Annotated in this window: 14 protein-coding genes; all 14 read right to left on the bottom strand. The window is 28.7% G+C overall.

Translation table 11 applies throughout. The features are described from left to right. Positions 1 to 2 precede the first annotated feature (2 nt). The 14 genes from ACYQ1E_RS09850 to ACYQ1E_RS09915 all read right to left on the bottom strand — a co-directional run bounded on the left by ACYQ1E_RS09850 (position 3) and on the right by ACYQ1E_RS09915 (position 14,313). Complete coding sequence (locus tag ACYQ1E_RS09850; protein ID WP_459878732.1) at positions 3 to 479, bottom strand: hypothetical protein; 477 nt, start codon at positions 477 to 479, stop codon at positions 3 to 5. Continuing rightward, positions 460 to 1,380, bottom strand: a complete 921-nt coding sequence (locus ACYQ1E_RS09855) for a glycosyltransferase family 2 protein (RefSeq protein ID WP_459878734.1) — start codon at positions 1,378 to 1,380, stop codon at positions 460 to 462. Before ACYQ1E_RS09855 ends, ACYQ1E_RS09850 begins: the two co-directional genes overlap by 20 nt. Then, positions 1,373 to 2,257 carry a glycosyltransferase family 2 protein gene (locus ACYQ1E_RS09860; protein WP_459878737.1) on the bottom strand — a complete coding sequence of 295 codons (885 nt, stop codon included), beginning with the start codon at positions 2,255 to 2,257 and terminating at the stop codon, positions 1,373 to 1,375. Before ACYQ1E_RS09860 ends, ACYQ1E_RS09855 begins: the two co-directional genes overlap by 8 nt. 3 nt (positions 2,258 to 2,260) lie before the next feature. Continuing rightward, on the bottom strand, positions 2,261 to 3,424 hold the full coding sequence (locus tag ACYQ1E_RS09865; protein ID WP_459878739.1) for a glycosyltransferase family 4 protein: 1,164 nt from the start codon (positions 3,422 to 3,424) through the stop codon (positions 2,261 to 2,263). A 27-nt stretch (positions 3,425 to 3,451) separates the two neighbouring features. Then, complete coding sequence (locus ACYQ1E_RS09870; protein WP_459878742.1) at positions 3,452 to 4,894, bottom strand: O-antigen ligase family protein; 1,443 nt, start codon at positions 4,892 to 4,894, stop codon at positions 3,452 to 3,454. 40 nt (positions 4,895 to 4,934) lie between these two features. Next, positions 4,935 to 6,173, bottom strand: coding sequence for an oligosaccharide flippase family protein (locus ACYQ1E_RS09875; RefSeq protein ID WP_459878745.1), 1,239 nt, complete (start codon positions 6,171 to 6,173; stop codon positions 4,935 to 4,937). A gap of 35 nt (positions 6,174 to 6,208) precedes the next feature. Next, complete coding sequence (locus ACYQ1E_RS09880) at positions 6,209 to 6,922, bottom strand: acyltransferase (RefSeq protein WP_459878748.1); 714 nt, start codon at positions 6,920 to 6,922, stop codon at positions 6,209 to 6,211. 23 nt (positions 6,923 to 6,945) lie between these two features. Beyond that, positions 6,946 to 7,953, bottom strand: a complete 1,008-nt coding sequence (locus ACYQ1E_RS09885) for an acyltransferase family protein (protein WP_459878751.1) — start codon at positions 7,951 to 7,953, stop codon at positions 6,946 to 6,948. A 47-nt stretch (positions 7,954 to 8,000) separates the two neighbouring features. Then, complete coding sequence (locus ACYQ1E_RS09890) at positions 8,001 to 8,435, bottom strand: acyltransferase (protein ID WP_459878754.1); 435 nt, start codon at positions 8,433 to 8,435, stop codon at positions 8,001 to 8,003. Between the two features lie 179 nt (positions 8,436 to 8,614). After that, a complete protein-coding gene (locus ACYQ1E_RS09895; RefSeq protein ID WP_459878757.1) occupies positions 8,615 to 10,756 on the bottom strand; it encodes an exopolysaccharide transport family protein in 2,142 nt (713 codons plus the stop codon). Positions 10,757 to 10,772: 16 nt separating this feature from the next. Beyond that, a complete protein-coding gene (locus ACYQ1E_RS09900) occupies positions 10,773 to 11,477 on the bottom strand; it encodes a polysaccharide biosynthesis/export family protein (protein WP_459878760.1) in 705 nt (234 codons plus the stop codon). 217 nt (positions 11,478 to 11,694) lie between these two features. Then, the gene (locus ACYQ1E_RS09905) at positions 11,695 to 13,113 is read right to left on the bottom strand and encodes a sugar transferase (protein WP_459878763.1); all 1,419 of its coding nucleotides are present in this window, start codon (positions 13,111 to 13,113) and stop codon (positions 11,695 to 11,697) included. A 49-nt stretch (positions 13,114 to 13,162) separates the two neighbouring features. Then, positions 13,163 to 13,819: an IS66 family transposase gene (locus ACYQ1E_RS09910; RefSeq protein WP_459878766.1), complete on the bottom strand. Its 657-nt coding sequence runs from the start codon at positions 13,817 to 13,819 to the stop codon at positions 13,163 to 13,165. Next, entirely contained in the window at positions 13,777 to 14,313 is a 537-nt protein-coding gene (locus ACYQ1E_RS09915; protein ID WP_459878768.1) for an IS66 family transposase, read from the bottom strand. Before ACYQ1E_RS09915 ends, ACYQ1E_RS09910 begins: the two co-directional genes overlap by 43 nt. Between the last annotated feature and the right edge of the window lie 932 nt (positions 14,314 to 15,245).

Consider the following 15,245-nt stretch of genomic DNA (forward strand, 5'->3'; position numbering starts at 1 on the left):
TCTTATTTCTCAACTCCAAGTGTATGAATAAATTTTATTGATTTTATATTATCTATATTAGTTTTATAACCCTCATTAAACAACAATCTATATCTCCAAGTTGTACCTTGAGAAAATCCATAAATCATTTTTAAAGGGATTAGAGTAAGTTCCATATCACTACATGATTCATTAAAAGATATTTTTACCCTATACACAGGATATAAATTTCGCCTAGCACCTATATATTTTAAAAATTTTATTTGTCTGATTTTATTAAAATTAAATTCCATATAAGTACCTCTGCCCATACATATTGCTGATTCCCGACCACTAGTTTGTGTTGCATAGTAAAACTTTATATTTTGTACATAAATGGGAACAATACGATTTTTCAAAAAAACATAAGCATCAAATGAATAACTATTCTTTGGAATAATCATTGCCACTACAATCAACCATATTATAGTTATCCATTTTCTAAACATTATCTTTGCCATCTTTAATCCTTTTACTCTCTTTATAAGATAAAAGACCTTCTAAAAAAGCAATTCTACATTTAATTCTCATAGAAATTTCAAAATCAAAAAATAACTTCAAAATACCTATATCCCATAACCATTTAATGATTTTTAATTGCAATTTTGGAAAAATCATTTTTTTATTAAGTCCCATCTCTTTGGCAAGGGTTGGATATTTTTCTTGTAGAACCCCATAAGAAAAACCTACCTTATATTCTCTTTTTATTAATTCCTTTTCTGAAATAGGATGATAATGGTATGCCCATGCCTTAATATTTAACCCTATTTTTAGCCCATTTTTTTTGCAATTGTATGCAAAAGCTGTATCTTCAAAAGCATATCGAGCCATTGCAAAATCATCATCAAATCCTCCACAATCCAAAATCTTTGATCTTTTAACTGCCAAATTTGCAGTATATACATATAGAGGATGTAAATCATTTTGTTGTTCATTGGGGAACTTAAATTGCATTCCTTTACTATCCATATATTTTAATACAGGACTTAATGCAATCTCTGGATGCCAAACAAGAATACCTTGGGATAAATCAAACCCTCTTTGCAAAAAGATACTGTGTTCCTTTAACAAGTTAGCAGGAGGAAATACATCATCATCAAGAAATAATACTAAATCATGCTTTGCCTCTTTAAGGCCATAGTTTCTAGCAATTCCAGGTCCTTGATTGGATTGTGTTAATATCTTTAAATTTCCCTTATGTTCCTTTTCATATTTACACAACACATCTTTTGTATTATCTGTAGAACCATCATTAACCACAATTACCTCACATTCTTCTATTACATCCATATCAAATACTTTATTCAAAGTATGAATTAAAATATTCGCTCTATTATAGGTGGGAATTATAATACTAAACAATTCCAATCCCCCATTTAAAAAATTCAAGAAATTCAGGTTGTCTATTTTTTAAAAACCTCAATAAATATATAGTAGCTATCATTTTTCTCCAAATGTGCGCATATATATTTCCATGATGCTTTTTAAAATAATAATATACACTTTTTAAATGCTGTAGGATTATTGCATCCATGGTCTTAAAATATTTTATAGTGCTGGTCTTTCCCAAATGTTTTACTTTACAAGAATGAACATAATATACAGGATACCCACTTTCCCATATCCTATGACAAAGATCTACTTCCTCATAATACAGAAAAAAATTTTCATCAAAACCACCTATCTCATGAAAAACAGAAAAAGGAAGTGCCATACATGCACCTATTAAGGTGTCCACAGGCCGAGTAGAACAGTGATCCCATGTGGAATAATATGGTCTTCCAATAATAGAATTTTTGGGAAATTTAAAGGTCAAGGTAGAATGTTCCAAAAATTCATTAAAAATGGAAGGAAAAGCTCGTCCAGCACTAAAATCAATGTTTCCATCTCTATCAACTACCGTTGGTCCAACAGCACCCACATAGGGATTGGCACGTAAGAAATTAATCAAACATCCTATGGTATTTCCCTGCAATATTGTATCTGGATTTAAAAAAACAAGATAATCTCCTTTGGCTACTTTGGCTCCAATATTACACCCTCCCCCAAAGCCAATATTTTTAGAATTCTCAATTAATATTATATTGCTTTGTCTAAGGGGATCTATATTCTCTTCAGAATCATTATCAACCACTATTATTTCATAATCAAATCCATGGCATTCATTATACACAGATTCCATAGAATTCAATATATCTTTACAACAATTCCAATTTACATAAATAATAGAAACTAACATATTTTAACCCTTACCTAGATATAATTGTTCTGTTGCCTTTACCATATTATGTACATTAAAATTAGATCTAATAAATGCTTGTGCCCTATGTCCCATTTCAATACATAAATTGGGGTTATTTACCAAAAGTTGTAAATAGTTAGACAATGCTTTTGCATCTCCTACGGGAAAGAGAAAACCTGTCTTTCTATGTATAATTCCATCTTTAATTCCAGTGGTATCACTTCCAACCACAGGTTTTGCCATTGCTCCTGCCTCGATCACTGAATATGGCATTCCCTCTTTTTTAGATGAGAGGACTACAATATCACAAATGGCCATTAAGTCATAAATATCATCTCTCCATCCTAAAAAAATGATTCTTTTGTTTAGTCCTCTGGTATCAACATAATTCTTTAATTCCTCATATTGGTCTCCTTCCCCAGCTATAAGCACAACTGTATTGTTAAATTTCTCTTTTCCTACATAAACAGCTTTAAGTAATGTCATAATATCCTTTTGAGGAGAAAGCCTTGCCACTGATAATATAATCTTTGATCCCTTTTCTACCCCCAGGGAATTTTTTAGTTTCTCAACATCAACTGAGGATTTATGCTGGACCAACATTTCAATATCTACTCCATTATTTATTTGTATTAACCTTTTAGCTGTTGGAAAAACTGAACATAATTCCTGGAATTCTGAATGGGATACTGCTATAATTTTATCACTTAAGTAAAACAACATCCTTTCTAATATATAATAAATATACTTTTTTACTCCACCAACCCATTGATAATACATACAATGAGGAGTATAAATAATTTTAGGTATTCCACATAATCTACCTGCAATACGTCCAATGGCTCCGGCAATAGAGCTATGACAATGTAGTATTTGAGGTCTTTCTTTCAATAAAATACTAATAAGTCTGATAATTGCCTTTATATCTGTTAAAAAATTTATTCCTGGAGGTATTTCCAATATATAATACTTATGACCTAATTCTCTAAAACAACTGGAATATTTATTTTTCTCATCTTTTATAACACTTTTTAAAAGCAATTTATCAGGAAATACACCTATTATTTCAAATTTCTCTTTATCTAGTCTAGATACTAGATCAATAATATGTTTCTTAACTCCTCCTGCAGATATGACAAAAAATACTATTTTTAATTTATTCATAATTTATGTACACAATATTATTTTAAATTATAAAATTTTATTTTTATATATAGTAGAAAATCCTATCCCCATAACAATAAAAAATAATTTAGTAACCTTTATAAATTGATGTACATCAGCAAATAATCCAGCAGCTAAATATACTGTTAAAGAAAACATACAAGCTAGTAGAATATAAGATTTTTTCTGATCTATTTTAATAAAAGTATTATAGGATTTTTTTAATTGATAAAATACAACTACAATCAAATTTAATAAAGAAACTAATCCTAATATTCCATGCTCTACTAAAGTGGTTAAATACACATTATCCGCTACAAAAACTTGTTTTACATTTATAGTAACATTAGGTCCCAATGTATTAATATAATTTAAATAGATTTCCTGGTACTTCATATGTCCTATTCCCACCCAAAAATTATTTTTAAGAATATTCCATGCAACATCCCAATAAAAAAAACGAGCATATAGATTAGTTGGATCTAACAATCTCTTAATAAATGGATCATGTTGTCTAATAGACCATAAAGTTATAAGCAACAAACAAGATGGTAGCACTAAAAATAAAGCAAGTTTCCTAGCTGGTCTGTAAAAAATAAACAGAGCTACTGCAACTCCTACCCATACACCACGAGTAAAATTTAAAAGAATTGCCAATGATACAATCCCAAAAACTAATGTCTTAAGAATCTTTGAAGAATATCTAAATCTATAGACCACAAAGGATATTCCCATAGCCATAAAGGTACCTGCTTCTGATGGATGAAAAAAAATAGTATAGGGACGATAAACTCCTCCGGCCAATTTCACGTCTTGAGGACTAAAATATTTATACCCAGTAAGACCTTTCATGTGTTGAAAATAAGATATTTTATTTAAAAGAGCTAATACAGGATTTTGCTCTGTTATTTTTTCGAGTATGGTAAATATGCAGAGAATAATAGTTACTGTAGCTAACACACATATAATACTATTTATATTATCATTGTCTGTTTCATTTAAAAATATATAAAATAAAATAGTTCCCCAAACATATGTCTCAACAAAATTACGAAGCGCTACAATCTTAAGGACTCCGGTAAAAAAAGATATGCTATGAATAAATAGTAAAAAAATAATAGAAATACTTATCCATTTTCCTCCTAAATAAAGTTCACTATTTTTAAGAATAAAATATGAAATAATAAAATAAATTGCATAAAAGATAAAGATAACCTCATCTAAATAAACAGCAGGAAGAGAACCTACATCTATACTAAAAAAGAAAGGACAAAGTCCTAGAAGACCTAATGAGGTATATAAAAAGAATAGATTAAAACGAAAAATAAGGAATAGAAATATCAAACTAAGACTAGAAATTACTGCAAAGATAAAAGCTATATCACCTATTTTTATTAATAAAATTAACAAAATAATAATAGGAATTATTACTATTAAATCTAAATTCTCAATAAAATATATATTACGCATTTTCTTTTCCTCAAAATTCAAATTGAATCTTAATAGAGTTTTAATTATTCCTAAATTTTTTATAAAAATCAAAAAGTAATAAAAACATCAAGAGAGTACATATTACTTCACATATAAAGGTAGATATAGCTGCACCTAAAATAGAAAACTTAGGTATAAATAATATGTTTAAACCAATATTGCTTATTACTAAGACTATTGCCATAAGAAATAAGAGCAAAATCTTATTAATTGCTATGGCATAATGGGCAAGTAAAGAATTTAGATAAACAAAAGGTAAGGTCAACATTAAAACTACTAAGGTAGTGCTTCCAAAAACAAAGTCTTTTTTAAAAAATATAAGGATTTCACGCCTAAAATATATTGTAAATAAGGAGATAATACACATTATAAAAAAACCTATATATGCCTTTTTCAATAAATCAAATTCCCTTTTTTCCCTGGAAAGAGAAGGAAAGATTGCTATCAAAAAACCTCCAAACAGAGAAACAAAAAAATCAAAAATCTTATAACATACCTGATAAATACCTGTTAGACTCAATCCTACCATTTTGGATAGCATAAAAATATCAACTCGAAAATATATTAAGGCAAGGGCTTCAATTGGTAACATTCTCATGGATTCCTTTGCTAGGACCTTAATTTTATCAAAAGATATTGTAGGCTTTAAAAATTTTTTTTCTTTAACAAAAATTATAATCAACAACAATGTTCGTATACCCACTGACAGAAAAAAACCTATTAAAAAACCTGCAAAACCAATAAATTTCACATAGACTAAAACTGAAACAAACAGTAAAGATAGACGCTCTAAGAATTGACTTCCTGCAGGAATATACATTTTCTCTTGTGCAATAAAATAACTCTCTATGGTTTTAGCCATACAAAGGGGAAAAATTGAAGCAAAAAAAAGAATAATTTCTGAAGAATAGTTCTCAAAATGGTAAGGATATAAAAACTTAAAAAACATAAAAAATAATATCCATATAAATATTGAGGTAAATAACTTAATCTCTAATGTGGAATAAAATATAATTGTTTTTTGAATAGTCTCATCAGATTTAGCCAGATCTCTAATAATTATTTTATCAAGACCTAAATTTCCAATTAATTCCATTAAAAGATAAGATGTTATCAATACCGCATATAAACCAACTTGCAATTTAGAAAAAGAACGAACTAAAATCAAAAAATATACATAAGCAATTATTCTTCCCAAAAGAGAAGAACCACTCATGAAGCCTGTATTACTAAAAATTTTCTTATTTACAACTTTCATGTTAAATCCAACTTTGGATAAATATAACTGTATAGTTATGTTTCATAATCTTTAATCTTCTCCCATATCCAAGTAGCATTTTTTCTAATAATTCTAGCAGGAATTCCTACTGCAACACAATAATCTGGAATATCTTTAGTAACTATAGAACCTATACCTATCACACTACCATCTCCTATCTTTACTCCTTTTAATATAGTAGATCTTTCACCAATAAACACATTTTTTCCTATAATAACATCTCCAGGAGGGTTGAGACGCTTTTTAGTATTTACATCTATTACAGAGTGGGAATCTGTAGTTCTTATATCATTCATTGCTCCTATATGTGTTCCATCCCCTATTTTTATGGATGTACCTTCCTCACTAGCTGCCATATGAGATTCTTTACAATAAACAATGCCCTTTCCTAAGGAAATAAGACAGTTATTATCTTCAAAACATAACCTACTCCCTACAAGATAAGAGTCTTCTCCTATAATAAGTCGATGATTAGATCCTATCATTCTTATCCACATATTATTTAAAATAGCATTCTTTTTTATTATTATCAGATTATTATCCCCTCTGATTTCAAAAGTTACATGTCTTAAAAATGCCCTTTTATAGCTTATCTTATTTCCCTCTCCTTTGATCTTATAATGAATATCAAATAAATTAACAAACTGATAAAAGATTTTACGAATTAATTGGACCTTTTCTTCTGACAAATGGACAAGTATCCTTTGTTTTATAAAATCTTTTATCATAATTACTCCTTTTAAAAAAATATTTATATTTTATACAAATAACTAATCCTTAAATAAGAACTTAATTTATATAATAAAATAGAAAATAATAGTCCCATAAATATTCCTAAAATTATGTGAATACTTATTATATCTATATTTAATATTTTTATTAAAAAAATCCTTGTAGATGCAGTAAAAATAGTATGTGAAACATAAATATATAGGGTATTTTCTCCTATATATGATAAAATTTTTAATTTATTATAATTATATAATAAGTTAGAAATTAAAGAAATTAATATTATGCCAATGATTCCAATTATAAAATTATATATATTTAATTTCTCATCAAAGAATATATATATTTTTTGTTGATATACATAGAAATAAGTAAAAAATATAATTATTATAAATAATATTATTACATAAAAAAACATTTTAATAGAAATAATTTTTAATAAAACACTTTGAATATGTTCAAATGAGACGGCTCCTAACACAAAAAACACAAAATATTTCATTACTAAATCAGATAAAAAATAAAAATTGTGATATAATTGTATACAATAAAACAAAATAGAGAAAAATAATTGACCACGTTCTGAAATAAATTTATTTAATAAAAAATAAAGTAAAAAGCATAAAAACAATACATATAAAAACCAATATATATCATAAGGAAGATAGAATATAGATAAATAATCGTGCACTACACCTTTATGATTAATATATTTTGACATCAAAATCCTCAGGCTAATCAAAATCCAAGACCATATTAAATATGGATACATGAGGGTTCTCAACTTATTTATAATAATTTTAGATCCATATCTCTTTATAGAAAATTTTACAAAAAATCCTGATACCATAAAAAAAAGGGGCATTTCTATAGAAGAAATCAAAAAATTACTAAAATTAAAAAAAAATATATTAACAGGCAATTTAGAATCTACCAATCCTCTAATTACATGGTGATAGATAACCAAAATGATCGTAATCCCTTTAGCATAATCTACCCATTTTATTCTAGCTTGTCGAGTATTATACATTTTCATTACTTTAATAAGGAGAGTTCCCCGTCAAAACCTATAAAAGATTAAATAGAATTGTTTTTATTTACTTTTTCCCAAAGTCCTTTATTATGGTTATAAGAGCGAACAATTTTTGCTGGATTACCAGCTACCATAGAATAAGGAGGAATATTAACATTAACTACTGAATTTGCCCCAATAAATGAATGAGCACCAATTCTAACGCCTGGAGCGATAACAGTATTAACACCTATAAAAACATCGTCTTCAATTACTATCGGTTTACCCTCAGTCAAGGGTGCAATATTTAAAGGACAATCTATAATTCTATAATCATGTAAATGATCTACTATAGCACATCCTCTACCAATCAAGACCCTATCTCCTATTTTTATATAATTTACCACTGATATTTGAGTCCCATCCATAATAACAGAACTATTTCCTATTATAAGTTTACTATTATATTTTTTTCCCTGCCATTCTTCTACTGGATTCAACCAACAATTCCTACCTATTATAACATTTTCTCCTATACAAATTCTATGAGGGTTTTCAATTCTAGCTGGAAAATAAATAATAGATTCTCTGCCAAACTTTTGAAAAGCTCTTTTAATTAAAAAAGTATAACATGATGAGATTTTGAGAAAAAATTTATGTAAAAACAAATAAAAATTCATCATATAAACCTATATACTGTTTCTGGAATATAAAACTTTCTTTTATTAAGAATAGTTACAATGTTTGTTATTCCATATTCTTTAAGTATATTTAAGTTATGTTTAACAATATGTATCTTTATAGACTCGGCCTCTACTACAAAAATCACCTTATCAATATGATTACGTAAAAATATAAATTCATGAGAATCTCTTAAAGCTGGCATATTTACAAATACATACTCATATTCTTCCCTTAATTGTGATAATATTGAAAATTTATCTTCTATATCAAAAACTCCTTCTTTTTTTCTTGAAGCATAGTAATATAGATCAACCCCTTGAAAAGAACCCTTCACAAATAAATTGTTTTCTGTTTGTTTTCTTTTACAATGATCTCTTATTAATTCATTGCCAGAAAAATCAACAACAACTACACTTTTACGTTGATATTCCCTGAAAAAAAGGGCCATTAACATACAAATAGTTGTCCCTCCCTCTCCTGATCTTGATTTTGTAAATAATAAGTTTTTTTCATCGATTTTAGAAGTTGTAAGAGAAATAAAAAACTTTTGAAATTCTCTTATATTATTCTTATATAGTTGTAATAAAAACTTTTCTTTAGATACTCCTTTCATAATCTTTTGAAAAGATATTGAGCCTAACACAGGAAGCTCTGTGGACTTTGCTAGTTCATTTGGACTGGTAATTCTATGATCAAAAACAGAGAAAAGAATTAATATGGCTCCATTTCCTGAAAAAATTAACAATATTGCCATTATTAATACCAATTTTATTTTAGGACTAGATTGCTTAATATTAAAAGAAGGGGGTTCAACTAAAGATAAGTTGGTAATGCCTCTATTCTCTATTAGATTCTTAATCTTGTTTTCCAAAAACCCATTAAAAATCTTTTCATAAGCCTTTTTAGCAAATTTTACTTCTTCTTTTAACATATTAAAATATTTAAGATTCTTAACATAAAAATTTAATTCTTTCTTAAGAGAAAGTAGCTCCTTTTTTAAAGACATCATTTCAGCTTTTTTTCCCTTTACTTCTGCTTCTAGCTGAACAATCTCTTGCTCCACTGTCTCATATACTTGAGTCTTTCTTTTATCCTTAGTGTCAACTATACGCTTTGGCTCTGTTGAAAGAAGTTGCTTTAAAAGTTTTATTTCTTGATCAACCCTAGCTATTACTCGACTATCTTTAGTATACAAATTTAGTAAATTCTTTTTTTCTAATAATGCATCCTCAAGTTTACTTCTCAAAACATCATACTGACGATTTCTTACTTCTACAGTCCTATATTCCTGATAAGGTTTAAGAGAAGATTTAATTTTCTTAAAGATATGGAGTTTATTGGTCAAATATTCATATTTAGCCTTTGCTTCTATCAAACTTTGTTTTACCTGATTATATTTCTCAATAAGTAATATTAACTGGTCCTTGCCACTATAAATATCATATTTCCCCATAAAATTTGAGAAATCAGCCAATAGTTTTTCATATCTTGTCTTTGAACTCTTAAGTTCGTCTTTTAAAAAGTCTACTTCTTTTGAGGTATTATATACCTCTATGTGGTGTTTTATATATTCATTAATTATAATTTCCAAGACCTTTTGAGCTACTTTGGGATTTGGAAATCTAAAAGATAATTCTAAAGTATCAGATTCAAATAATGCCTTAACAGACAAATGGGATTTCAAATAATTTGCAACTTGTAATATTAATTCTGCATGTTCTTTTCCCTCAATTTTCTGTTCTTCTAAGCCAAATAAAGATTTAATTTTTGAGGTTATTAAATGTAGTTTATTAAAAAATTTATCTAAAAAATTATCAAATTTATGTATGTCAAAATCTTTTCCAATTATTTTTTCAGCACTTCTTTTAAATACTATATCGCTTTTGATTATTTGAATCTCATTTTTTAATTCTTGTTCTCGACGAGTTACATAAATATTATTTTTGTCAGAAACAAATTGCATATTTCCCATTTGTTCTGAACCCAACCGAATAAGCACTTTAGCCTTACTAATATATATTTTTTTTGCACATGACAAATAAACTCCTGCAAGTAAAATGACTGCAATGGTAAATATAATATTATATCTTATATATCTAAAAAAGAAATTCAATAAATCTCTAAGTGTTGTATTCATAATAAAACCACCTTTTTTAGTTATCAGCATGTAATTCATAGGTAAAACCTAATCCCAAGGACATAGTTGAAGGAATCATATTCTTAATATATTGTTCTATAAAATCATTTAGCTTAACAATTGTCTTACGAGGCACAAACAAAATATCCCCCTCTGCTAAAAAAATATCTCTTTCCTTACCTGATTTAAAATCGGCATCTATTTTATATACCTTATATCCATTTTTATTACGTCTTAATAAAATTACCGAATCTAAAGCTGCACTTCTAATTCTAACTCCACTTAAAGCAAGTATTTGAGCCACCGTCATATTAGTAGGAATAGATTTTTCTCCTCCGTTGGTGACTTCACCTGCAACAAATACAGTTCTAGTAGCTTTTGTTTGGAATGATATTGTTATTACAGGATTTACAAAATATTTTGAATACAGAGCAACTAATTTTTTTTGGAGATCCTCTAGGGTCATTCCTTGAACATAAAGACCTTGAAAAAAAGGCAATGATATTTTTCCATCTGGTCTCACTGTTTGCACATTGTTAATCTCAGGATGATAAAAAAAACGAATAACTAAAGTATCTCCTGGTTCAATTACTGTACGAGTTTGAGGACGAAAAAAATTTTTAGGTATTTCTGTCTGAGGCTTCCTTTTAGCTCCACATCCCAAAAATATACATAGCAGAGCTATTATTAAAAATCTTATGTATACTTGTTTATCATTCATATCATATCTCTCCTTAATTTTTTATAATTTTATTAAAAAGTCTATTTATGTTGCGTTTGTAATGTCAAATGGCTTTCAATAAACTTCTCTAGTCTTGTTTTGCCAAAAATTCCAGAGCGATAGCCCATCAGTCCAATGAAAAACAACACAATTATCATGACTACAATTAAAATATTCCTCAATTTCATATCATAACCTCTTAAAAAAGATTTTAAAATTATCTCCCTGTACCTTTTAATACAATTGGTATTGCCTTTAATAAAATCATTAAATCTGTAAAAAGACTAAATTCATCAATATATTTCATATCTAAATTCATCCATTCTTTAAAACTTACGTCATTTCTTCCTCCAATTTGCCAATAACAAACACATCCAGGACGGACACTAAATCTCCGTCTTACCCAATCTTCATTTTCTGATAATCTCCTATAGTCTCTTAAAGAAAGAGGCCGAGGACCCACTAAGCTCATATCACCTTTTACTACATTAAAAAGCTGTGGTAGTTCATCAATACTATATTTTCTCAAAAAATGTCCTACTTTTGTAACCCTAGGATCATCTTTAATCTTAAATACAGGACCATCCATCTCATTTAATTCTGATAGATGTTCTTGCATCTTTTCAGCACCTTGCACCATTGTTCTAAATTTATACATATTAAATATACGTTTATGTAAGCCTATCCTCTTTTGAACAAAAAATACTGGACCCTTAGAGGTAATCTTTATAACAATAGACGTTAGAATAAATACAGGGGAAAGCAAAATTAATAAACCCAGGGAAAATAAAATATCCATAAATCTCTTCCATAACATTGTTGCATCTTCTAGTGGGGCAGAAGATACAATTACTGAATATAGATGTCCAATTTTACAGGGTTCTTTAATAGATTTACTTATTTCAAACAAATCTGCAGAATAATAAACCTTAATCCCTTGTTCTTCAGATATTTTTATAATAGAATTGACTTCATCATAAAAGGATCTAATAGGTAAGGAAATAAATACAGCATCGATTACATTGTCTCTAATAATAGACTTATAATCTGATAACATTCCTAGAAGATTGCACTTTCCATTACTATAATCAACATCGTCAATAAAACCTATTAAATTAAAACCTAATATTCTATTTCTATAAACTGAATTAGCATACTCTCTAGCCCTTCTATTGGTTCCAACTATTAATATATTACGAATATTTTTCTTACTTGTAAGAAAAAGTATATATAATTTAAATATAGCCCATTTACAAATTGTTTCCAAAAACCAATAAAAAATACCATATAATAACACAAATTTATTGCTAAAAATCTTTATATTCCAAATCCAGCCTATAAAGTATAAAAATGTTACATCAATAAAAGTAATAACAAAGGTATTTAACACAATATTAGAAAAATTTATCTTATATATATTAATTTTTTTATTGTAAAAAATTCTAGAAACAACAAAATAACAAATTAAAACAATAATGGGATATGAAGATGTACTTAAAGGAGAATAAACGTTAACTGTATTAAAAAAAGTCTCATTATATAAAATACTATAACAAACAAATAAAGATATTATTACACCTAATAAATCTATAAAAAAAACTATATAACCGTATGTCTTTGCCCTAGTATTAAACATATTTTAATTTGCACTTCCACTAGAAATCTTTTATCTAAAAAACAAATATTCATGTCATTATTTTGTAAGCGATCACAGGGAATCTAGTCACTAGGTTTGTTATCCATTCAAGGTCAGGTCTTTGCCCCTTAAAATAAGCAGTAAACGCATCTACAAGAACATTAAAAGTATACTTACATTGTAGCTTACAGCTTTGCCGCAGAGACAAAATTCGCTCTACCCAACGGCATCCTTTATCGCTCTGAGTGCCCTGGCTCCTTTTCCTCCACAAAACTCCAAAACGAATCGTTCGTTCAGCCAGATTGTTAGTAGGCTCTACTCCATCTTCACTAAGGAAGGTAAAAAGAGAGTCCATTTCTCCCTCTAACCTTCGCACAAGCTTCCCAGCATCACTCTTACTATCTCGATAAAGAACTATTAAACGGCACAACTTCGCATAAAAAGCTCTCCATTCTCCTTTGCTCGGCGGAGCTTTTGCCATATGCACTAAAGTACCTAGTTCCTTTAATGCCCATTTACCACATCTCGATAATTCAGGATCATAGCTTTCTGCTAAACCCCTCGCCCTCCTTATAAGATGACTCAAACATGTCTGCCTGGAATTAACCCACTTCTTATAAACACCATAACCATCACTAACAAGAATCCCTTCCCATTGCCCAATTAACTCTTTAAATGCTTCTTTTGAACGTCTCTTATGAACCATAAAAAAGCAATCGTACTATTTACCATCACCCATAACCAGTATAAATCCCCACATTTATACCACGTGGTTTCATCTACATGATTCATTTTTGATGACCTAGCCTTGTCCCGAATCGCTTCATAATGAGGTAAAATAGCTTCTGAACCACGGTCTATTACTTTCTGGATTGTTCCAAGACTGATACACGGTCCAAGCACTGAATGGCAAAAACCCTGGACCATCCGACTACTATTTCCGGCTATCCCACCAAGTTCAACTATAAACGCCGAATGATGGGAACCATAGCCTGTCCGGTATTCCGAAGGAACATAACCTTTTTGCTCCCTACCACATGACTTGCACATCCCTTTATAAAGATGAAAATAGGATACTTCCCGTTGAATCTTAGGTAATTCAATATGCTGATGGGTGTAATAATGCTGAATATCTTTAAACTCACAACAACCGCACTTACCCCGCTCAGGATAAATAAGATCTTCCTTTGTGGGCTCCAATAACTGTTGCCTCACTCCAACAGAACCTTTCGGTTATGTCAAGAATTTTGTGTAAAAATTTTATTGTAGTTATCCTTATAACTTTATATAATGTCTATGATATTGTTTTTCTTGAAAAAAAAATCTTTTATCTATTTTTTTATAAAACTTCCCTCATTCTCGCTCTTAATCTTATTTTTATCTTTTTATCTGTTTTTGAATTCAACGGCATAATGTCTTAATTATATCGAATTCTGCGGAATACTATAATAGTTTTAGCACCTGAGCAAGTTAGAAATACAGATGGAACAGAGAAGCAGGATTGTGAGATAAATGCAGGGAAAAGGATATGAAATGAGATTAGACGAGATCATCCGAAATTAGGGATTATAATAGTGGGGGATAGTCTTTATTCAAAACAGCTATTTATTCGAGAATGAGACATTTAATACATTAAAGAATCAAGGATACCACTTAGAACATAATTTTGGTCATGGTAAGAAGAATTTGTCAATAATTTTTTTTCTTTTAAATTTATTAGCATTTTTTGTACATCAGATATTAGAATTAACGGACCTATTATATCAGAAATGTCGAGGGAAATTTAGTTCTCGGAAAGAATACTGGAATCATTTGCGAGTGACATTTCGGATTTTGTTATTTGAGAGTTGGGAGGAATATCTGAAGTTTTTTTACTCTCCTCCATAGTAAAAAGTGTTTTGAGAGAATATTTTTTGAATTTATGGAAATAAGTTTGAGGGAGTAGTGCGTCCAAAAAGAGATTATAAGAGGATATTTTACCGAAGAGAAGTGGTATTTTATATCAAATTTTCTTAAATTTTTAATAAAGGGTAGTTTTTTGAATCTGAAAGAAGGAGATAAAACATCTAAAATGATCTAATTTGTCCCTCACCGAGAATTGCTGCCCTGTTCTCAGCAATTCTCGGTGAGTT

This window comes from Desulfothermus naphthae (assembly GCF_054657475.1).